The following is a 21,397-nucleotide window of genomic DNA, read 5'->3' as shown; positions in this document are numbered from 1 at the left end:
AATTATTAATAAAATAAAAGGAGAGTCACCCGCATGACAAATCATTGGATCACGCAAATAGAAAGCATCTTAAAAACAGATCAATATTCAAAAAGCATCAGCGAATTATACAGGCATAGCCATGATGAATCCGAGCATCCACCTGTCGAACCTGAACTTGTCTGCTTCCCGGAATCCACAGAGGATGTGATCGCCATCATGAAAATTGCCCGTGATGCTTCCATTCCTATTACTCCATTCGGCATCGGTTCAGGCTTGGAAGGACAAGCCATTCCTTTGAATGGCGGGATTTCGCTTAATTTCGAACGCATGAACCAAATCGTGAAATTTTCACCCGAAGACTTATTGGTCACCGTTCAGCCCGGCATCACGCGCCTGCAATTGAACAACATCATCAATCGGCATGGCCTGCAGTTTCCGGTGGACCCTGGTGCAGATGCATCCATCGGCGGCATGGCGGCCAACAACGCCAGCGGAACCACAGCAGTGCGCTATGGCGTCATGCGTGATCAAATTGTCGATTTGGAAGTGGTATTGGCAGACGGCACATTGCTCCATACCGGCACAAAAGCCAAAAAATCATCTTCCGGCTACCATTTGACCGGGCTGTTCACCGGTTCAGAAGGCACGCTTGGCATCATTACGGAAATCACATTAAAGCTACACGGAATTCCTGAGCACACCATTGCTGCCAGTTGTACTTTCGAAACTCCCCACCAATGTGCAGAAGCCGCACATATGATTTTGCTGAGCGGCATTCCTGTCCAGCGCATGGAATTCGTCGACGCCTATAGCATTGGAAAAGTGAATGCTTACGGAAACTATGGACTGCCTGAAAAGCATTCCCTCTTTTTTGAGTTTGCCGGCATGAAAAATGCTGTTGAAGAAGAAGCGGCTTTGGCACAAGAACTGATGCATGACATGAACGCTGAAAATTGGCGTGTTGCGGCAGATTCAGAAGAACGGGCGATGATTTGGAAAGCCCGCCATGAAATGGCTTACGCCTTCAGGCATCAGTCCGGAATGACTGTCACGGGCGGTGATGTCTGCGTACCGATTTCCAAACTTCCGGAACTCATCGATTACGCTCTGGAACTCATTGCAGAAAGCGGATTGGAAGGCGGAGCCTTGGGACATATCGGCGACGGGAATTTCCATACGACGATTTCATACGATGCCAAAGATCCTTTTCAAAAACTGGAAGCTGAAAAAATCAACGAAAAGCTCGCCTTCCGTGCCATTGAATTGGAAGGCACGTGCACAGGTGAACATGGTGTCGGGCTTGGCAAAATGAAATATCAGGATGCCGAACACGGAGCAGCTATTGCTGTCATGAAGAATATGAAGCGCATGCTGGATCCTGATAATCTACTGAACCCAGGAAAAATGTTTGCATAAAAGCCAGCTGAGGAGTAAAAATCCTCAGCTGGCTTTTCGTTTTCCCTGCTTTAAGGGTCAGTTGCCATGAAGAACCCTGCCGAGTGAAGTTTCTCTGTATTCGATTAAAACCCCAGCCGTTCCCTTACACTTGCAGTGTAATTTTGGCTTACCGGCAAAACTGAGCCGTTTCTAAGGGTCAATTGATAATTTGATGCAATATCCCGGGAGATTTCTTCTATATAATTGATATTCACGATATAAGAGCGGTGAATCGGCAAGAAGGTATCCGGCAATTGATGCTTCAAGTTTTTCAGGGTATGGATAGAACAATAGGTTTCCTGCTCCGTGTAAAACCAGGTTTTCTTTTGGCTGCTTTCAATATGGGAAACTTGATCGATTGGAACCGGCTTCCACGTTTCGTCGATTTTCCCAGTTAAAAATCGGATCGGCTGTTTTTTGCGGACTAAGTAATCAGGCGGCAGGATGATCACCAACACACCTTCAATGCCGCCAAACCTGATTGGGTAACCGATGCCATAATAAGCTGTTCCCAAAATCGATTCCTCTACATACATCTCAATCCGCTTCCCATCGGTTTTTGCACGTGCAGCAATACTGCCTGGCAGTACGGGTTCGCCTTCCCGGATCTTCAAGTCATGAATACCTGCTTTATAGTAGATGTAGCTATCCTCTACCGCAATCGCAATCGATGCTTCTTTCGGAATCCAGTCTCCCATAATAAACCCCATTTGTTCCAACATACTGTTTTCCATCCCCTGACTCCCCTTCCAAATGTGTTTATCCCCTTATAACTGCTTTTATCGCTGAATACTCCTTTTCGTCCTGTTTGCAAGACAGTTAGAATTTTCTGTTATATATTAATATACATCAAAACAAACTGTATTAATACAGATGTTCTAAATTTTTTCTCAGAAAGGGATGATTTGTTTGTTGACTAAATCGACTGTGACTATAAAAGGTGAAAAAGTTCCGGGAATGGAGACAATTTTAACACCTGAAGCTTTAGAATTTATTGAAAAGCTTCATACAAATTTTGATAAACAGCGAGTTAAACTTCTCGAAAAACGACAAGTTCGCCAAAAAGAAATTGATGCCGGCAAGAAACTCGACTTTCTTCCTGAAACCAAACATATCCGAAATAATAATTGGACCATTGCCCCACTCCCAGAAGACATGAAGGACCGACGTGTCGAAATCACAGGTCCGACCAACCGGAAAATGCTGATCAACGCATTGAACTCCGGCGCCAAGATGTTCATGGCGGATTTGGAAGACGCTACTGCACCAAATTGGTTCAACGTCATTGATGGACAAATAAATTTACGTGATGCGGTTCGACGCCAAATTGATTTTAAAGCTCCTGAAACCGGAAAGAAGTATGCTTTGAATGAACAAACAGCAGTGTTGATGGTTCGTCCTCGCGGCTGGCATTTAATGGAGAAAAATATCCATATTAACGGACAGCCGATTTCCGGCAGCCTGGTCGATTTCGGATTATACTTTTTCCACAACGCTAAAGAATTAATTGAGCGTGGAAGCGGCCCTTATTTCTATCTTCCAAAAATGGAAAGCCATTTAGAAGCTCGCCTGTGGAACGACGTTTTCGTTTTCGCACAAGATGAACTGGGGATTCCGCAAGGCACCATTCGAGCAACTGTATTGATTGAAACCATTTTGGCTGCATTTGAAATGGATGAAATCCTCTACGAATTACGCGATCACTCTGCTGGCTTAAACTGCGGGCGCTGGGATTACATCTTCAGCGTCATCAAACGGATGCGCAACCTTCCGGAATACATTTTCCCGGATCGTTCACAAGTGACGATGACCGTCCCGTTCATGCGAGCCTATACACAGCTTTGCATCAAGACTTGCCATAAACGCAATGCACCGGCACTCGGCGGGATGGCCGCTCAGATTCCTGTTAAAGGAAATGATGAAGCCAACGCAGCTGCATTCCAAAAAGTAGCAGAAGACAAACGCCGTGAAGCGGTGGACGGCCACGACGGCACATGGGTTGCCCATCCCGGGATGGTCGCAATCGCGATGGAACAATTCAACGAACACATGCCCACTCCTAACCAGATCGATAAGAAACGGGAAGATGTCCAAGTGACGGCTGCGCAACTAGTTGAAGTTCCCGAGGGCACGATTACAGAAGATGGCCTTCGCTCCAATATTTCAGTCGGTATCCAATACATCGCTTCCTGGTTGTCAGGAAACGGCGCAGCACCTATCAATAACTTGATGGAAGATGCCGCAACAGCTGAAATTTCACGCTCTCAAGTATGGCAATGGATTCGCCACCCGAAAGGGATTTTGGAAGACGGCCGTACTATCGATGTTTCGTTATTCCATGAAGTTACCGAAGAAGAAGCCGCCAAAATCAAACAAGCCGTCGGCGAAGCGAAATATTCAACTGGAAACTACGCGGAAGCCCGCGAATTGTTTACAAGCCTCACGCTGCAAAGTGATTTTGCTGAATTCCTGACACTGCCTGGGTACGACATACTAAACTAAACCATTGGAGGAGATCATGATGAAAAACACACAGACTTATGAAACTCGCTCGAAAAAGGAATGCCGGGAATGTGGATGCGAAATCAAGGAACAACGTGAATCGATCATCTACGAATGTGAACGCTGCATCGGAAAAATAGAAGAATAGAAGAAACTTAAAAAAGAGGATGACCCAAAAATGGGTCATCCTTTTTTAAAGTGAGGACAATCAGGAATAATCAGGCCAAGACTCCCGTGAATTCCTCTAAAATTGTTTTTTCCGTTTACGAAAGCCTTCTGCCAATGAATCTGCCATAACAAAACCGCCCAACACAGAAAATGGGCGGCTGGTTTTAGTTTTGATCTGACGATTCGAAACGATAACGGGTATCTTCTTCGAGTTTATTAAAGACTTCAATATAGCGGGTGCCGCCCTGTTCTGTTTCTGTGGGCGCTTCATCCCCATCAAGAATATCAGCGAGGGGCCGTGCATCGGGTTCGATGATGACAGAATCAAAATCTTCCATCAATCCTTGAAGTTCGCTATAGTTTTCGATATCTTTATCTTTTTTCACTTCTTGAAACAGCCGGTCCGACTCTTCCTGAGTCAATTCGACGTAACCGACTGTGATGCGCTGCTTTTCCATCGTAAAACCTCCTGTGGCGTAATTATTCGTTTAACCTTCCATACCCTTAAGAAGAAAATGCCTAAACCTGCAGCAGCCATCCGCTGGAAGAGGCTCTGTTTTTCCGCTATGATAATAGCAATAGAAAAAAATTGAGAAACCGGAGTTGATCACCTTGCGTGTAGCCATATTTGATTTTGACGGAACTTTGTATTCGAAGGAAACTTTCCAGCTGATGATGGACCATTTGAAAAATCATCCTGAGCACAGCAAACGCTACCGCCAATTTTACCGGGCCATCATGCCTCCCTATATCGGCCATAAACTGAAAATCTATCCCGAACGGAAAATGCGCGAACGCTCTGTCCAGGCCTATCTGTCTGCGCTCGAAACTTTCACGAAAGTTGAGCTGGAACAGTATTTCGGCGAAATTGCAGACCGAATGCACGGCGATATGAATCCGAACGTCGTTGAGCGTTTGAAAAACCATGTAGCCAACAACGATTACGTCATGCTGGTATCGGGAGCCTTTACACCGCTTCTGCATGCGGTCACAAAACAATTGCCGATCAAGACCATCATTGGAACAGAAATCCTTTATAAAGACAACGTCCTGGATCACCGGACACCCATTTCACATATCCAGGGCCCTCTAAAGACAGCCAAAATCAAAGAAGCACTCGAAGGCCAGGACATTGATTGGGCCAATAGCTACGCATACGGCGACAGTCATTCAGACTTGCCCGTGCTTGAACTGGTCGGCCATCCGGTAGCCGTCCAACCCGAAGAAAGACTGCGGACAGTTGCTGCCAAGCGCAATTGGGAAATCATCTAATCAGAAGAAGGGGCTGTTCCATAAGTCTCTAAAATAAAACAGCCGGAGAGAAAGAAAGCCTTTTTCTCCGGCTGTTTTTTGATGAGGGAATACGTTTTCTGAGAACAGCTGGCTGATGGGAATGAAGGCGGCGACTCCAGCGGGAACAGCGCGAGCTGGAGCCACTGGACTGAGCGCAGCGAGGGAAGCGGCAGAAGCCGTGCCCTCGGAACGCGTCCGCCGCACTGGACATCAGCCGGGTCTTTTGGGACAGCCCCTTTTTATGCTTCTTCCAACGCTTCGATACAAATCCGAACGCCTCTCAATAAATCCTCATGTGACCAGCTCGGAATGCGGCCATGCTGAATTGCCAATTCATGCGAAGCCGGTATATGGATAAATCCTGTTTTCATCTCTGGTTTAGTAGTTTTCGCATAATGCAATCCTTCATACATGACATTATTGCATAGATATGCACCCGCCGTATTGGAGATCGTTGCAGGCAAACCATTAGCAAGCAGGCTGTCGACCATTTTCCGGATAGGCAAAGCGGATAGATATGCCGGCTCCCCTTCTTCGCGAATCGGTTCATCGACAGGTTTATTGCCTTCGTTATCAGCAGCCCCGTCTTTGACGTTGATCGCAATCCGTTCCGGCGTAATCTTATAGCGCCCCGCTGCAAGACCAAGAGAAATTACCGCATCCGGATTTTCCTCCGCAATGAAATCAAGCAGCATTTCTCCAGACGCACTGAAGTCCACCGGCATGATCTTCCCGATAATTTCATAGCCCCCAATTAACTCACCGTCCAGCTCTTCTACTATTTTCATCGTTGGATTGACCGTAAAATCCAGAAATGGTTCGAACCCGGTCAAAAGCAATTTCCTCATTTTATCGCCTCCTCCCTGTTATTATACGCAACCCATTTCCCTTTTCCCACGAGTGCCCACTGAAGAATTCTAGTGAGCCAGTCTTTCGCCCTTTTAAATTTCTGAAAAAATAAACTTTTTCCACTCTCATAAAAAAACTTCTCAAAAACAGAAAGGTGTGTTAAAATTCATTTTAATGAATAAACATACATTACTTAGGGGGAAACATACATGATTAAGAAAAAACCATTGATTGCTTTATTTGCAACGTCCGCATTATTGCTAGGAGCATGTGGCAGTGATAGTTCGAGCGAAGGCGCATCAGAAGAAAAAAAAGTATTGGAAATGGGCACATCCGCTGAATTTGCACCTTTTGAATCACGCAATCCGGAAGGTGAGATTGTCGGATTTGATATTGACCTGGCTAACCACATCGCTGATGAACTTGGCTATGAACTTAAAATTACGGACATGAAATTCGATGGCCTTATCGGTGCTTTGCAGAACGACCGCGTCGACATGGTGATTGCCGGCATGTCCGCAACAGAATCACGCAGAGAAAATGTTGATTTCTCTACAGAATATAATCATTCGGGCGAAATGTTCGTCACGCTCAAAGGTTCAGAATTGACCACACTTGAATCTTTGGAAGGCAAAAATGTAGGCGTCCAGCTTGGAACGATCCAAGAAGAAGGTGCGAAAAGCATCATCGCAGACGAAGACATCAATTTCGAATTAAAAGCACTTGATGATTCTGGCGCATTGATCCAAGAAATTCTATCTGGCCGAATTGACGCTGCATACATGGACAAACAAGTTGCACTCGGCTATATCGAAGCACAGGATTTAGGGGCTTTCGACGACCCGACAACAGCTTCACCGGGTATGGCTGTTGCTTTTCCGAAAGGCAGTGACCTGGTTGAAGAAGTGAATAGTGTTCTTGCTGAAATGGAAGAAAGCGGCGAGTTGGATGAACTGAAGAAAGAATGGCTGACTGACGAAGAGTAAACTTTCCTTTAGAAATGAGTTGTAATAGATGAACCTGGATTTCTCACAAATAGTTCCTTATATCCCGTTTATGCTGGAAGGGATATGGGCTACCTTAAAATTCGTATTTTTCGCCATCATTCTGGGGTCAATCCTCGGAACCATATTGGCATTGTTCAAAATTGGCAGCATCATCCCCTTAAGATGGTTTGCTGATGCTTATACATCTATATTTCGCGGGACACCGCTGATTCTGCAATTGATGATCATCTATTATTCCACTCCCCAGTTGACGGGCTATGATATTTCCGCATTCCTGTCCGCCATACTGGCGTTCGGACTAAATTCATCTGCTTACATTTCCGAAATCATTCGTGCTGGAATCCAGGCGGTCGACAAAGGTCAGATGGAAGCAGCACAAGCGTTAGGCGTTCCCTACCGGGCCATGATGAAAGACATCATTTTGCCGCAGGCACTCAAAAATATTCTGCCGGCTCTGATGAACGAATTCATTACTTTAACAAAAGAATCCGCTATCGTCTCGACCATCGGTTATCTCGATCTCATGAGACGCGCACAAGTTGTTGGATCTGATTTGTTTCGCAACTTTGAACCGCTGTTATTCGTCGGCCTCATTTACTGGTGTATGGTCATGGGCTTGACGATGATCGGCAGAGTTTTCGAACGGAGGCTGAAACAAAGTGATTAACGTCCAGAATCTGTATAAGAAATTTGGCACCAATGAAGTGCTAAGCGATATTTCCACTACTATAAGCAAAGGTGAAGTCGTATCGATCATCGGCCCTTCCGGTTCAGGAAAGTCGACGTTCCTGCGCTGTCTGAACCTGCTTGAAGTTCCCACTTCCGGGTCCATCGACATCAATGGCAAGAACCTGACATCTTCTAAAAAGAACATCCATAAAATCCGCCAGCAAATCGGCATGGTGTTTCAGCACTTTCATTTATTCCCTCATTTGACGGTTCTTGAAAACCTGACGTACGCACCGATGAAAGCCAAAGGCATTAAAAAAGCAGAAGCTGAAATGAAAGCCCGTCTTCTATTGGAACGTGTTGGACTATCGGAAAAAGAGACAGCCTATCCGAACAGCTTATCAGGGGGGCAGAAACAGCGTGTTGCGATTGCGCGGGCTTTGGCAATGGAACCTGAACTGATGCTGTTTGATGAACCGACTTCAGCACTTGATCCGGAAATGGTCAAAGAAGTTTTGGATGTTATGAAAGATTTAGCGAAATCCGGCATGACGATGGTCGTCGTGACACATGAAATGGGTTTTGCACGTGAAGTGGCAGACCGTGTCCTGTTTTTGGATCATGGCGTACTGGTTGAAGAAGGCCAGCCTAATGAGTTCTTCAGCCATCCAAAAACGGAACGTGCCAAAGATTTCCTCGATAAGGTATTGTAAGAGGCGTCCCCTGGGGCGTCTTTTTTTGATTCCCATACATCTGAGTATCCTTGTTTGTTCATGCGATGCTCAAATATCACCGGTTTTCTTGCTGTTGCCACATGTTATAATCAAAACTGGCAAACTTGCAGAAAACCGAGGTGAAGATTGTGTTTAGAAAGATCATTATTTTAATGGGTGTAGTATTTTTCATGTCGCTGATCGTCTTTACAGCCGTCATGTTCTTAAAAAATGAAGTCGAAATTCATTCTGAAAACAATGTATCGGTCACTATTGAAAAACCGACTTTTATTACGCTGAGCGAACCCGAAGTAACTGAAAGCGGCACTGACCTTACACAGGTCTACCAGATGACCTTGCTCGGCCTGAACGTCGGCACGTATACATTGGTCGACCGGTCGCTTAATAATGGCTCTTCCATCATTTTCGAAGAAATCAAAAATACCGGGTGGGTCCCTTATACAGTATCGATGAATGTCAATAATTTGGAGGATGCCGATTTTAAATCTTGGAATCCCAAATCCACTACACGGCTTGACGAAACAATATATGGTCCAGATCCAACGTCCAATCCTTATGGCGTCTTCACAAACGGAAGCAGCGAAATTCTAATCGGCAATGTCTATGTTTCCCGCAGACTGCAATTAGGCAACGGCGACTGGGTACAGGAACTGCGCCACGAAATTGCAGAGTTTACAGTTGAAGAAGGCAAACTGTCAAAAAATCTCTGGTTGCCGCCTCAGCATTCAAGCCAAACATGGCTGATGGCTGCTCAGGAACCGTTATTCGAAACGGATGAAGCAGAAGACGAATGGATCGAGTTTTCTCTGGAGAACCGCCTGTCCCAGTTGAATTGGCTGACGCCGGAAGGCCCTTACGTCAAACTCGAATTGACGGATGATCCGCGAACAGAACTCGCATATGGCAATCTGCCTAAACGCACAGCCGATTTGACTTCTCTTGAGTGGAATGAAACTGCACCTTCCCTGTTCTTTGAATCATTGATCTTAAATGCAGAAATCAATCAACAATAATAGCCAAAAACCGTTAAAGCCCTTGCTTTAACGGTTTTTATTTTCCGGACCCTTTTTGCTAAGGCTTGCAAACAGTTCCCTTCCAATTAAACGGAATAGTCTGTATAATAGAAGTGAGATAGGAATCCACCTTCATGACGATAAGGCTGCTGAATAGTAAAGAAGGAGGTTGATCATAATGGAACGCAAAGTACTTGATCCACGAGAAGTTGAACTTCGGTTAGATGAGGATTTCAATGCGGTTCTGAATATGATTGGCGAAGGTGCACCTGATTATGCAGCCTATGATGAAGAGGAGTTTCCAAAAGAACGGCAGCGTGAAGAAGACAAGGCGAAAGAACTTCACTGACGCCGGCTCAGCATCTCTCCAATCTGGAGAGATGCTTTTTCATGCAAAAAATCCCGTTCATAGGAACGGGATTTTCTTTAGTTCATCATTTCTGCCAAGTAATCGTAAGAACGCAGGCGATCTTCCTGATGGAAAATCGGTGAGTTGACGATCACTTCGTTAGCTCTTGTTTTTTGGATGAAATTTTTCAGTTTTTGTTTGACGACATCCGGTGTACCGACAATCATCGATTCAGAATCCAATTTCTCACGGAAAATAGCAATTTCCCGATCTGTCCAAACTTCTTCCAAATCATCAATCGGTGCCTGGAACGTCGTCGGTTCCCCTCTCATCAGTGAGAACATTTGCTGCTGGGAAGAAGTTGCGAGCCATTCAGCGCGCTCCTGTGTCTCTGCAGCAATAACATTGACGCCCAGCATTGCATAAGGCGATGCCAAAGCAGGAGAAGGCTTGAAATTTTGATGATACAACTGCAAAGCCTGCATCATATAGTCCGGCGCAAAATGGCTGGCGAAAGAAAACGGCAAGCCTTTAAGTGCTGCAAGTTGTGCACTGAATCCGCTCGATCCCAATAGCCAAAGCGGTATTTTCAAATTGGTGCCCGGATAAGCCCGAACACGGCCAACCGGATTTTCCGAGAAGTAATTTTCCAACTCCGCAACCTGTTGAGGAAAATCATCCCCGCTGCTCTGCAAAGTACGTCGCAGCGCATAGGCAGTCGCCTGGTCACTCCCCGGTGCACGGCCCAGACCCAAGTCAATGCGCCCTGGATAAAGAGTTTCCAATGTACCAAACTGTTCTGCAATAACAAGTGGCGCATGGTTTGGCAGCATGATGCCGCCTGAGCCCACTCGAATGGATTCCGTTGCCCCAGCGATGTGGCCAATAAGAACCGACGTCGCAGAACTTCCGATGCCTGGCATATTATGGTGCTCCGCCAGCCAATAACGATTGAATCCCAACTTCTCCACATGCTGCGCCAATTCCACACTGTTCTTGAACGCTTGTGCAGTTTCAGCACCTTCGTTGATCGGTGCCAAATCAAGCACAGCCAACGGTATATTTTCGAATTTCTTAATTCCCATTCTATCTCCACTCCTATCCATTCTATTGTATCGATGTTTCACAAAAACTTCCTTTTTCCTGCTCAGGAGAGAAAAGCGCAAGCGATCAAAAGATGAAGCTAAGCTAAGTGCGCGACTTCCTGTCGCAACGGTTAGCTGACCCGCTTCCTGCGGGCCTCCGACGGGCATAAGACAAGCTGGCGAAGCGGCGTGTTTTTGCCGCATAGTCAGATGGGCTTATGACCCTAGGACCTGGGCGCTGAAGCTGGACACTAGAAAAGCGGAAGCAGCCGCTAAGCCCTGACAAGCGCTGGAAGCCTTACTGGTAATGGCGTTCTTGCCATTGCTGGTAAGGCTGAAGCGACTCGAGGGGCTGGCTGCTGAAGCTGAACAAGAAGAAAAGCGGAAACGGCCGCACAGCCAGAGTGGCTTATGACCCGAGGAGTTGGCCGTTGGAGTCTGGACACGAAGAAAAGCTAAAGCGCCCGTGTAGCTCTGCCGGGCATAAGACAGACCGGCAGTGTGGCGCTCTTTGCCACGCAGTTGGGCTGGCTTATGACCCAAAGAGCTGGGCGCTGAAGCTGGACACTAGAAAAGCGGAAGCGTTAATTTTAAAAAACAAAAAAGCGAAGCTATCCGCTTCGCTTTTCACAACATATTCTATATAAGTAAATTCCGTGAAGCCAAGACCATCTGCAAAGAAGAAACAAAATGCAGGTCCAGCCCCGTTTGGAGATGATGGAGCTGTTGGGCATGCTGTGGGTTGATTCCGGTGATGATGCCCTCAATGCCCATCACTTTAAAGGTCTGCATTAACGACTTCAAATAATCGGCGCCATCCTGTTCCAACTTCTCCATAGCAGTCAAATCCATGATGACGGTTTCGGCGCCATTTTCATAAACTTGATTCAGGATATGAAAACGGATCACTTCAATCTTGTGGGGATCCAAATCGCCGAATAGCGGAATCAGCACGTGCTTTTTGCCGAGGTCGATACAAGGGGCAGACAACTCCCGAACCTGTTGAAGCAGCTCCTCCGTCCGTTCCTTTTCAAGAAGCAGGTCATAGTCGGTTTCCTGCAGGCGCCGGCGAAGGCTCAACAACTGGTTGGTGATCTCCATGAGCCGGTTATCTTTCGGCACAAGGACGATGTTCAAACTAAAATCACTGATCCATTTGCTGTAGACATCTCCAAGGAACAGTTCGCCGGTTTTTGAAATGAAATTCAACTCAAGTGGTCTCGCCGATTCACTACTCAGCAAAAAACTTAATGCTTTTTGCCGGCTTCCTTCATCGACAAAATCTAGAAAATCGGAACAGCTGCCGACTAATTTCTCTGCCTCTTCAGATGACTCCACGATTGCCAGTTTATTATTCAATTTAAAAGCAGGCAGCGGCCATTCATCCAAATGAGATATCGAATTCATTGTCAGGTTCCTTTCCGGTTTGGATCCAATTTTTCAGCTGATCCAACTCTTTTACAATCAAGACGCCTTCAGATTCTGAAGCTGGCCAATTCGCCATGGCCACCGCCCGTCCTCCAAGGATGACTGATGGTTTGAAATCAAGCGCTCTGAAAGCTTCTGTGTATTTCTTCAATACAGGCAGACGGTATACCAAAGCCGCTGACAATGCGATGGCATCCGGTTTCCAGCGGTTAGCTGTTTCGATGGCGGCACCGAGCGGCAAATTCGGTCCGAGGTATCGAACTTCCCAACCGTTTTCTTTGAATAACGAAGCCACCATTTTCAAGCCGATATAATGGTCTTCCCCTTCAGGTCCGAGGACCATCACTTTCTTTTGCTCAGGAGTTTGTTCCCCTTTACGCATTTCTGTCACTGACACCACATAATCGCAAATGGCCGTTGCTAAATGCTCATCAGCCACTGTAATGATATTCTTTTCCCATAATTCCCCTATCCAATACATGGCAGGCGTCAATATATGCTGGTAAAGCTCATTTTTTGTATGGTTTTGCAAATAGGCTTGAACTGTATGCAAAGCCTGCTTTTCATTGCCGGCCAAAAATAACTCGGCCAACTCTTTAGATTGATTATTCATGTCAGCCTCCTTTACTCTATGAAGGTTTCAACACCGCAATGGCACTTTGCAAACAACCTGACATAAAGACTTCTTCCTCTTGTTCTGTATTCCCCGGAAGGATCTGCAGTAAGCGGTCAAAATTATCGATGATCAAGGCTCTTTCAACATTCCGGCTTGTCAAAACAGTTTCCAGCCAAATGGCGTAATCAATAAATACCTGTTCATCCTTGAGGGAAAACGCAGTCTCCAAATGATCCAGGTGGTGATGGTTATCTTTTTCTGTATGCTCAAAACCGCGCTCTCCAAAACGCTCCCAAAGTGTCGGGTATGCAGCATATATGCTTTTTGCCGTTTCAGAAGCAATTTTATTTTTTACGTCGTTCTTCATTCTGCCACCACTTCGTACTGCCGAACAACGGGGATAATTCCCGCTAATTCCTGGTCCGGGTAATTTTTCTCAAGATCATGAATCTCCTTGAATTCCTGGCTTCTCACCCACGCCATATAAGATGCTTTCGTATGCCATTCCATATGGACCGTCAATTCATTTTTCTTTTTGGTGTTTTGGATCAATCTAAATAAATGAAAGCCTTCCGCCCGATCGACGCGGCGTGAACGCTTTTGGTAAATCCCGATAACTTCCTCGGTTTTTTCAGGCGGAACAACTACCGTCGAAGTGACAATATACATTTGCTTTCTCCTTTATACACAAAATTTCCTCCATAAATTATAACACTTCGATATACGAATTAAAAGAATACCGCGGTTCTGTAGTGATGAGCCCTGATTCTTTAACTGATAGCAAATTATTCTACTTACTGATGCGACATCCGATCTGACATGGATGTACAAGGCTCTATCTACAATTTCCGCTTACTGTTTTCTTTCTATTTTAACTATTTAAAATTCGCCCTTGCTTTCCATGGCTAAATGATTTAAGATTAGAAACATCGTAATAGATACAACATAAACTTAATAAGATATTTCTTATCTAGAGAGACGGAGGGATTTGGCCCTGTGAAGTCTCAGCAACCAGTCTGACGAAGACACGGTGCTAATTCCAATAGGCTGCGCCTAAAAGATGAGAAGAATGCGTTTCTAGACAGGGGCTTTCTTCTTTCATTGAAGAAAAGCCCCTGTTTTATTGTTGGGAGGATGAGTGGAATGACAAAAAACAGCTTGGAAACTTTATTGGTTCAATTAGGCAATCGCAGCGATTCAACTACAGGAGCTGTGAATCCGCCCATATATTTATCGACGGCTTATGAACATGAAGGACTTGGCAAATCGACGGGCTATGATTACACACGAACCAAAAACCCGACACGCGCTGTCCTTGAAGAAGGCTTTGCGGAACTCGAAGGCGCCGATGCCGGATTTGCCTGCAGCTCGGGAATGGCGGCTATCCAATTGGTCTTGTCCCTCTTCCGTCCTGGCGACGAATTGTTGGTTCCGGAAGATATATATGGTGGAACATACCGCCTGCTTGACCACTTTGCTTCCGCCTATAACATTCATCCCACCTATGCCGAATTTAAGAACGTTGAAGATACAGAAGAAAAAATAACATCGAATACACGGGCATTGTTCATTGAAACGCCGACCAATCCACTCATGCAGGAAATTGATCTTGTTGCCTATGCAGCTTTAGCGAAAAAGCATGACCTGCTGCTGATTGTCGACAACACGTTCTTGACCCCCTATCTCCAGCAGCCGATTGCACTCGGAGCGGATATAGTCATCCACAGCGCCACAAAGTACATCGGCGGCCACAACGATGTACTCGCTGGTTTGGTTGTCGCAAAAGGCGAAAGCATTTGTGAAAGGCTTTCAACATTCCATAACTCGGTCGGCGCCGTACTGTCGCCTTTCGATTCCTGGTTGTTGATACGCGGATTGAAGACTTTGCCATTACGCATGCGCCAACATGAAGCCAATGCCAAAACCATTGCGGAATTCCTGTTGCAGCAATCAGTTGTTTCTGATGTGCTCTACCCGGGAAAAGGCGGCATGTTATCCTTCCGCCTGCAGGACGAAGAAGGGGTTGGCCCTTTTCTTGAAAACATTAAACTCATTACATTTGCCGAGAGTTTAGGCGGCGTCGAAAGCTTCATCACTTATCCGGCTACCCAAACCCATGCAGATATTCCATTTGAAGAACGTACCCGGCGCGGCGTTTGCAACCGGCTATTGCGCTTCTCAGTTGGCGTCGAACTCGCTGAAGATTTAATTGCCGATTTGACACAGGCATTTTCGAAATTGAAGAAGGAGGTTGTTGAATATGACTGATCGCATCGAAACCAAGTTTATTCATTCTACCGGAGTTGACCCATTAACCGGAGCTGTCAACGTACCGATTTATTTATCTTCCACATTCCATCAGAAAAGCCTGGATTCATTTGGCCCATTTGATTACAGCCGTTCCGGGAATCCGACACGTCTGGCATTAGAGGAAACCATCGCAAAATTGGAAGGCGGCAAGCGCGGCTTTGCCTTTTCTTCCGGGATGGCTGCTATCTCTTCCGCATTTATGCTCTTGTCTTCTGGCGACCATGTCCTGGTATCAGAAGATGTCTACGGCGGAACTTACCGCTTCATCACAGAAGTGCTGGATAAATTCAATATCGAATACACATTCGTCAACATGACCGATTTGAATGAAATGGCTAATGCCATTCAGCCGAATACAAAAGTCGTCTACTTGGAAACACCATCCAATCCGACTATGAATATTACGGATATCGAAATCGCAGCAAAACTGGCGAAAGCCAATGGCTGTCTGACATTCGTCGACAATACCTTCATGACGCCGCTCTATCAAAATCCGTTGGAACTTGGCGCAGACATCGTTCTTCACAGCGCAACAAAATTCCTTTCCGGGCACAGCGATGTGGTTGCGGGCCTTGCGGTTACAAAAGATGAAGAACTCGGCAATCGCCTAGGTTTTATTCAAAATACCTTCGGTTCGGTCTTGGGGGCACAGGATTCTTACCTGTTGATCCAAGGAATCAAAACTTTAGGAGCACGCCTTGGCCAGTCATCGGAATCAGCACGGACAATTGCCGAATACCTGCACAACCATCCATTGATCGAAGAAGTATACTATCCAGGGTTTTCATTCCATCCGGGCAATCCGATTCACGAACGCCAGGCAAAAAGCGCGGGAGCTGTGCTCTCTTTCCGCCTAGCTGATAAAAAGTCAGCACGCGTCTTTGTGGAGCATCTGCGTATTCCAGTGTTTGCCGTCAGCCTTGGCGCTGTCGAGTCGATTTTATCGTACCCTGCAACGATGTCACACGGCTCTATGCCTGCAGAGGAACGTGAAAAACGCGGAATCACTGACGGCTTGCTGCGCTATTCCGTCGGCTTGGAACATCCGGATGATTTGGTACAGGATCTTAGCCAAGCATTGGCTCAAGTAGCACGCCGCAACGGGTTAAGCATTGCTAACTGAAAAAATACTATTAGAGAAAGAAGGAATACAGACATGACAACGACTCAAACGATTACTGCCCCATTCAAGGCCGATCACGTAGGAAGCCTGCTGCGTCCGGCTTCCTTACATAAAGCAAGAGAAGATTTCAAAGCCGGGACGATTTCGGCACAAGAGCTTCGAGAAATCGAAACGAAAGAAATCCAACATATTGTCGAGAAACAAATCGAGGTCGGATTAAAAGCCGTTACAGACGGCGAGTTTAGACGTACTTGGTGGCATCTGGATTTCATGGAACATATCAATGGCTTTGAAGGCTATGTGCCGGAATCAGGTTACCAGTTTGCCGGTGAAGAAACAGAGCGCTATGATGTCCGGAATATCGGGGAGATTTCATTTGATCCTGATCACCCGTTCATCCAGGATTTCCTTGAATTGAAAGACATTGTTGACGGCAGAGCTGTTCCAAAATTAACGATTCCGAGCCCCAACCAATTCTTTAATGCGGGAATTCGCAATGCTGCAATTTATCCGGACATTGAAGAATACGCACAAGCCATTATTCAAGTTTACCGCGATGCGTTTCAGGCCTTCTACAAAGCAGGTGTCCGTTACCTGCAAATTGACGACGTTTATATTGCCGGCCTTTCTTCACCGGAAATCCCTTTCAGTGAAGGTGACCACTCCCGCGATTACTTGATCGATCTGGCATTGCGCGTAACCAATGGAGCGTTGGAAGGAAAACCTGAAGATCTGACAGTGACGACTCATCTATGCCGCGGAAATTACAAATCGAAGTGGGCTTTTGAAGGCAGCTATGCTTTGATTGCTCCGACAATTTTCGCAAATGAAAATGTGGACGGATTCTTCCTCGAATACGACGATGACCGTTCCGGCTCCTTTAAGCCGCTTGAACACATTCCTGCCGGTGGCGCAAAAGTCGTTCTGGGCGTCTTTACCTCAAAAAACGGCGAACTGGAAGACAAAGAATCCATCAAAGCCCGTGTTGCAGAGGCTGCCGAGTTTGTGCCGCTTGAGCAATTGTGCATCAGCCCGCAATGCGGTTTCGCTTCTACACACCACGGCAACGAATTGACAGAACAACAGCAATGGGACAAATTGAAATACATCGTGGAAGTATCTGAAGAGATTTTCGGATAAGATCTTATGAAGCAGCCCTTTGCCGCGCTGCAAAGGGCTTTTTTCTGTCTTCTAATAAACGCGTTACGGGTTGTGAACGTTCAAATGAATTTGTAGTCGTTCATCCAAATTCTGCACAAAAAAACTCATTCGCTGGAATAAAAGCGAATGAGTTTCTTCTATTATATAGTGCATTATTCTCCGGCTGCCGATAAGCTTGCTGTCTTTTGCTGCAGATCATCCGTTTCAATTGTTTTCCGGGCAACGCCTGTTTCGATTGCCGCTTTAGCAACCGCGGCTGCAACCGCTGAAGCCACACGCAAATCAAATGGTTTCGGTATGACATACTCTTCATGCAGCTCGTGCGTCTCCAACAAGCCGGCTATTGCTTCTACAGCAGCGATTTTCATTGCATCGTTGATATCCGTAGCCAAAACATCCAACGCCCCTCTAAAGAGCCCTGGGAAGGCTAATACGTTATTGACCTGGTTCGGGAAGTCGGAACGCCCTGTTCCAACAACTCTCGCTCCCGCCTGCTTCGCTAAGTGCGGAAGGATTTCAGGATTCGGATTGGCCATTGCAAAGATGATGGCCTCGCTGTTCATGGTTTTGACCATCTCTTCAGTCAATGCGCCTTCTGCTGAAACGCCGATAAAGACGTCTGCTCCGTGAATGACATCTGCCAATAAGCCTTCTTTGCGCTCGTAATTGCTCATTTCAGCCACTTCTTCTTTAAATGGATTCATGCCGTTTTTGCGCCCTTTAAAAATGGCACCTTTTGTGTCGCACATGATCACATGCCCGAAACCGAATTTGCTCAGCAATTTCACGATCGCAATTCCAGCCGCTCCTGCACCGTTCACCACAATTCGGGTTTCCGGAACGTCTTTGCCGACCAATTTCAATGCATTGATCAAGCCAGCCAAGGTGACGATCGCGGTACCGTGCTGATCATCATGAAACACAGGAATGCCCATTTCCTTTTTCAAGCGCTCTTCCACTACAAAACAAGTAGGGGCTGAAATATCTTCAAGATTGACGCCGCCGAAACCTGGTTCAAGCAACTTCACTGTCTGGATGATGGTTTCTGCATCTGTTGTATCCAGACAGATCGGAAATGCGTCCACACCGGCAAACTCTTTGAACAATATAGCTTTCCCTTCCATGACAGGCAATGCTGCAAGCGGCCCTATATTGCCAAGTCCCAGAACTGCTGTGCCGTCTGTAACCACTGCGACCATATTGCTTTTCATGGTATAGTCATGAACTTTTGCTGGATCTGCCGCGATCTCCCGACAAGGTTCAGCAACTCCTGGAGAATAAGCGAGGCTCAGGTCCCTTTCGTTTTCCACTGCCACTTTCGACCGAATCTCCAATTTCCCTTGATGCGTCCGATGCAATTGCAACGAGTCGTTTTTCAGTTTAGACATATGCCTCATCTCCCTTTGTTCATAATTGTTTATTATAAAGAGTATTTGAATAATTGAAAGAGTTTTCGGACAATTCGTATATTTTTCAGACTTTAGGCGGATAAAGCAATAAAGCCCTATTTCCTTTTTCAATAGTATTCTTATCTCTCTGTAAGCGCTAACACTCCAGTAGCAGCAACTGCTCGGATTTCCAATACCCTATAGCAGAAAAGTACTTAGCCTTTTTGATGATTTTCTCCAACCCTGTCCCAATCAGGAGACAAATACATCATTTGCAGGGCCTTTTCAATCCTCAACTTTAACCTACCCGTTTTTGCGCAAAAAAAGCCTGCCCTTTCTCAGGGCAGGCAGTCAAAAATATGAAGCTTTACGATAAATGAAATGAATCGTCATAGAGCGGTTTCATATGCAGATCATATTCTTTTTTTACATCTTCAATGTCGTAAATGTTTCCAGGGTTCCCAGGACGGTTCATCTCTTCTACTTGCTCATGGACAAGGTCGGCAAAATATTTCCCACAAGCCACATCATTCGGATACTTCGCTTTCACCTTGGCAACCAGTTCTTCGTTCAGCATTTGATTGAACGCATGGTACATAGCGGCATTGACAATTGTCAACGACTTTTTGGAAGCATAAGACACCATATAATAATTCCCATAACGGTCCTTCAGCAAGTCTCTTTTCGCCACAATTTCCATAGCTACGCCCTCCTTCAGTTCTATACTGTTCCATACCCTTCCCCCGCTCCATAAAAACAGTCCGGAGAAGTATCCCCGGAATAGACCCTACATTTCCTTCGGCTGCAGATAAGACAAGGAAACTTTCAAGTTGGCATTGCGCTCCCGAATCAGATCGAGCAGTTCATGGTCTTTGGTATCGGGCTTGCTGCGGATGGAAAACGTATACAGAATCATTGTGCCCAAGTTGGTTGTTTCCACCTGGCGCAATTGATGATCGACCGTCTTGTCTTTCAGAATATCATCGAGCAGCTTTTCATGATTCAAGTTTTCAGGAACTGTAACTTTCAAAATTTGTGTATCGCGCCCTTTTGCGTAATTGGTTTTAAATAGGAAATAAAAGACCGCTGAAGCAAATAACGTCAAGAGAATAGCCAGTTGGAATTGAAACAGCCCGCATGTCATTCCCACACAAAGGCCGAAGAAGATATATGCGATGTCCTTGGCGTTCGTAACAGCACTGCGGAAACGGATAAGGGAGAAGACTGCAAATAATCCGAATGCAACGCCTGCATTGCCGCTCACTACGTTCATGACTACTGAAACGACCACACTCATCATAATAATTGTGTGTACAAAATCCTGTGAATAACTTTCTCCATTAAACGTGTGCTGATAGACTGTCGTGATGATCAAGCTCAGAATCAATGCAATCGCCATTGCTGCAAAGCTCATCCAAATGGTGGACTCACCGGTTTCGGGGTTGAATTGAAAAAGTTCTGTAATAGTTGCCATATTGATCTCCTCCTATTTACATTTTGAATTCGGTTTCCAAGGAAAATTTCTCATCCCCCAGCAATTCTGTACTTGTGCAAAACTTTGAAGCGCTGCGCTGCTCACAATCAAGCCGCTGCAGAATTCGAGCCAACCATAAGGGCACACTGTGGTCCACCTTTACTTCAAGCACCACCAGGTTCGGATCGATAAAATAATCCCCATATCCCCCATTCTCCAGCCGCAGATCCTCATTGCGGCATCTGAGATTAAAATCGAAGGTGAGACGCAAATCAGGATCATCAATTCCATGCAAGGCATGGCGATCGTAGCTGACAATCATTTCTGGCTGCAACTGATAATATTTCCGGAAGTAGTCGATTTCTTTCAGCACCTGTGGATTGGATACGTTGAATTGATCTAATTCTTGTTCGCCGTTTTTTTCCAAATAACGATAAGCTTCTGCAAGAGGCAACGTCAATCTGCGTTTGTTGACAACATTCTTATGTTTTTGTTTTACTTCAAAAAAGGCTGTTCCGGCAGAATCTGTTTCTCCGTACACACGCAAACGAAGTTTTTGGCGATACTGTAATTTATTCTTCGTTTCAAAGTAAATCTGTTTTTCCTTGTTCTCAAAGTACAGGCTGTTGACTGAGTATTTTCCATCATCTCCATTTCTGTCATTTCGCATGCAATCACTCAATTCTTCAATTAGCCGCTTGTACTGTAGCCTGCTGATGAGGTATTTCTGTTCTTTTCTGCAAAATATCTCGATAGCCAAAACTTTCACCTCCTTTTTTCCTTAATATTCTAATAATAACTCCACAAAC

The 21,397-nt window shown here is 45.7% G+C and carries 24 protein-coding genes and 1 riboswitch; of the genes, 12 read left to right on the top strand and 12 right to left on the bottom strand.

The genetic code is table 11. The features are described 5' to 3' along the window. The first annotated feature begins 33 nt into the window (after window positions 1–33). On the top strand, window positions 34–1,398 hold the full coding sequence (locus tag H9630_RS01905) for an FAD-binding oxidoreductase (protein ID WP_191713795.1): 1,365 nt from the start codon (window positions 34–36) through the stop codon (window positions 1,396–1,398). Window positions 1,399–1,502: 104 nt separating this feature from the next. Here H9630_RS01905 and H9630_RS01900 read toward each other — a convergent pair whose 3' ends face one another. Further along, complete coding sequence (locus H9630_RS01900; protein WP_191713794.1) at window positions 1,503–2,153, bottom strand: LytR/AlgR family response regulator transcription factor; 651 nt, start codon at window positions 2,151–2,153, stop codon at window positions 1,503–1,505. Window positions 2,154–2,319: 166 nt separating this feature from the next. On the opposite strand from H9630_RS01900, the gene aceB reads away from it, so the two are divergent. Both aceB and H9630_RS01890 read left to right on the top strand, forming a co-directional pair. Further along, entirely contained in the window at window positions 2,320–3,921 is a 1,602-nt protein-coding gene (gene aceB, locus H9630_RS01895) for a malate synthase A (RefSeq protein ID WP_191713793.1), read from the top strand. A gap of 16 nt (window positions 3,922–3,937) precedes the next feature. Beyond that, window positions 3,938–4,069: a YhfH family protein gene (locus tag H9630_RS01890; RefSeq protein WP_225218317.1), complete on the top strand. Its 132-nt coding sequence runs from the start codon at window positions 3,938–3,940 to the stop codon at window positions 4,067–4,069. Window positions 4,070–4,253: 184 nt separating this feature from the next. Here H9630_RS01890 and H9630_RS01885 read toward each other — a convergent pair whose 3' ends face one another. Further along, complete coding sequence (locus tag H9630_RS01885; protein ID WP_191713792.1) at window positions 4,254–4,547, bottom strand: hypothetical protein; 294 nt, start codon at window positions 4,545–4,547, stop codon at window positions 4,254–4,256. 154 nt (window positions 4,548–4,701) lie between these two features. On the opposite strand from H9630_RS01885, the gene H9630_RS01880 reads away from it, so the two are divergent. After that, window positions 4,702–5,361, top strand: coding sequence for an HAD family hydrolase (locus tag H9630_RS01880; RefSeq protein WP_191713791.1), 660 nt, complete (start codon window positions 4,702–4,704; stop codon window positions 5,359–5,361). Window positions 5,362–5,621: 260 nt separating this feature from the next. On the opposite strand, the gene pcp is transcribed toward H9630_RS01880, so the two are convergent. Then, window positions 5,622–6,230 (bottom strand): pyroglutamyl-peptidase I, encoded by a 609-nt coding sequence (gene pcp, locus H9630_RS01875; RefSeq protein ID WP_191713790.1) that lies wholly within the window; start codon window positions 6,228–6,230, stop codon window positions 5,622–5,624. Between the two features lie 210 nt (window positions 6,231–6,440). On the opposite strand from pcp, the gene H9630_RS01870 reads away from it, so the two are divergent. The 5 genes from H9630_RS01870 (at window position 6,441) to H9630_RS01850 (ending at window position 10,003) form a co-directional block, all read left to right on the top strand. Then, window positions 6,441–7,217: an ABC transporter substrate-binding protein gene (locus H9630_RS01870; protein WP_191713789.1), complete on the top strand. Its 777-nt coding sequence runs from the start codon at window positions 6,441–6,443 to the stop codon at window positions 7,215–7,217. A 28-nt stretch (window positions 7,218–7,245) separates the two neighbouring features. Next, entirely contained in the window at window positions 7,246–7,905 is a 660-nt protein-coding gene (locus tag H9630_RS01865) for an amino acid ABC transporter permease (RefSeq protein WP_191713788.1), read from the top strand. Next, a complete protein-coding gene (locus H9630_RS01860; RefSeq protein ID WP_191713787.1) occupies window positions 7,898–8,620 on the top strand; it encodes an amino acid ABC transporter ATP-binding protein in 723 nt (240 codons plus the stop codon). The genes H9630_RS01865 and H9630_RS01860 overlap by 8 nt, the downstream gene beginning before the upstream one ends. Before the next feature lie 149 nt (window positions 8,621–8,769). Continuing rightward, complete coding sequence (locus H9630_RS01855; RefSeq protein WP_290184323.1) at window positions 8,770–9,654, top strand: hypothetical protein; 885 nt, start codon at window positions 8,770–8,772, stop codon at window positions 9,652–9,654. A 178-nt stretch (window positions 9,655–9,832) separates the two neighbouring features. Further along, window positions 9,833–10,003 (top strand): hypothetical protein, encoded by a 171-nt coding sequence (locus tag H9630_RS01850; protein ID WP_191713786.1) that lies wholly within the window; start codon window positions 9,833–9,835, stop codon window positions 10,001–10,003. A 77-nt stretch (window positions 10,004–10,080) separates the two neighbouring features. On the opposite strand, the gene H9630_RS01845 is transcribed toward H9630_RS01850, so the two are convergent. The 5 genes from H9630_RS01845 to H9630_RS01825 form a co-directional block, all read right to left on the bottom strand. Then, a complete protein-coding gene (locus H9630_RS01845) occupies window positions 10,081–11,088 on the bottom strand; it encodes an LLM class flavin-dependent oxidoreductase (RefSeq protein ID WP_191713785.1) in 1,008 nt (335 codons plus the stop codon). 639 nt (window positions 11,089–11,727) lie between these two features. Next, window positions 11,728–12,495: an STAS domain-containing protein gene (locus H9630_RS01840; protein ID WP_191713784.1), complete on the bottom strand. Its 768-nt coding sequence runs from the start codon at window positions 12,493–12,495 to the stop codon at window positions 11,728–11,730. Further along, window positions 12,470–13,129, bottom strand: coding sequence for a cobalamin B12-binding domain-containing protein (locus H9630_RS01835; RefSeq protein WP_191713783.1), 660 nt, complete (start codon window positions 13,127–13,129; stop codon window positions 12,470–12,472). Before H9630_RS01835 ends, H9630_RS01840 begins: the two co-directional genes overlap by 26 nt. A gap of 16 nt (window positions 13,130–13,145) precedes the next feature. Then, window positions 13,146–13,499 carry a hypothetical protein gene (locus tag H9630_RS01830; protein ID WP_191713782.1) on the bottom strand — a complete coding sequence of 118 codons (354 nt, stop codon included), beginning with the start codon at window positions 13,497–13,499 and terminating at the stop codon, window positions 13,146–13,148. Further along, complete coding sequence (locus H9630_RS01825) at window positions 13,496–13,801, bottom strand: antibiotic biosynthesis monooxygenase family protein (RefSeq protein ID WP_191713781.1); 306 nt, start codon at window positions 13,799–13,801, stop codon at window positions 13,496–13,498. Before H9630_RS01825 ends, H9630_RS01830 begins: the two co-directional genes overlap by 4 nt. Window positions 13,802–14,095: 294 nt before the next feature. After that, window positions 14,096–14,199: riboswitch (SAM riboswitch) on the top strand. 76 nt (window positions 14,200–14,275) lie between these two features. On the opposite strand from H9630_RS01825, the gene H9630_RS01820 reads away from it, so the two are divergent. The 3 genes from H9630_RS01820 to H9630_RS01810 are packed head-to-tail and all read left to right on the top strand — an operon-like array spanning window position 14,276 to window position 17,705. After that, a complete protein-coding gene (locus H9630_RS01820; protein WP_191713780.1) occupies window positions 14,276–15,400 on the top strand; it encodes a methionine biosynthesis PLP-dependent protein in 1,125 nt (374 codons plus the stop codon). Further along, complete coding sequence (gene metC, locus H9630_RS01815) at window positions 15,393–16,565, top strand: cystathionine beta-lyase (RefSeq protein ID WP_191713779.1); 1,173 nt, start codon at window positions 15,393–15,395, stop codon at window positions 16,563–16,565. The genes H9630_RS01820 and metC overlap by 8 nt, the downstream gene beginning before the upstream one ends. Window positions 16,566–16,598: 33 nt before the next feature. Further along, window positions 16,599–17,705, top strand: a complete 1,107-nt coding sequence (locus tag H9630_RS01810) for a 5-methyltetrahydropteroyltriglutamate--homocysteine S-methyltransferase (protein WP_191713778.1) — start codon at window positions 16,599–16,601, stop codon at window positions 17,703–17,705. Between the two features lie 173 nt (window positions 17,706–17,878). Here H9630_RS01810 and H9630_RS01805 read toward each other — a convergent pair whose 3' ends face one another. The 4 genes from H9630_RS01805 to H9630_RS01790 all read right to left on the bottom strand — a co-directional run bounded on the left by H9630_RS01805 (window position 17,879) and on the right by H9630_RS01790 (window position 21,348). Then, window positions 17,879–19,114, bottom strand: a complete 1,236-nt coding sequence (locus tag H9630_RS01805; protein ID WP_191713777.1) for an NAD(P)-dependent malic enzyme — start codon at window positions 19,112–19,114, stop codon at window positions 17,879–17,881. Window positions 19,115–19,481: 367 nt separating this feature from the next. Beyond that, window positions 19,482–19,814, bottom strand: coding sequence for a hypothetical protein (locus H9630_RS01800; RefSeq protein WP_191713776.1), 333 nt, complete (start codon window positions 19,812–19,814; stop codon window positions 19,482–19,484). A gap of 87 nt (window positions 19,815–19,901) precedes the next feature. Next, a complete protein-coding gene (locus H9630_RS01795; RefSeq protein ID WP_191713775.1) occupies window positions 19,902–20,588 on the bottom strand; it encodes a DUF4956 domain-containing protein in 687 nt (228 codons plus the stop codon). A 16-nt stretch (window positions 20,589–20,604) separates the two neighbouring features. Beyond that, window positions 20,605–21,348 (bottom strand): polyphosphate polymerase domain-containing protein, encoded by a 744-nt coding sequence (locus tag H9630_RS01790; RefSeq protein WP_191713774.1) that lies wholly within the window; start codon window positions 21,346–21,348, stop codon window positions 20,605–20,607. Between the last annotated feature and the right edge of the window lie 49 nt (window positions 21,349–21,397).

It is taken from the genome of Planococcus wigleyi, from assembly GCF_014836985.1.
Taxonomy (GTDB): Bacteria; Bacillota; Bacilli; order Bacillales_A; family Planococcaceae; genus Planococcus; species Planococcus notacanthi.
This window is presented reverse-complemented; position numbering and strand designations above follow the sequence as displayed.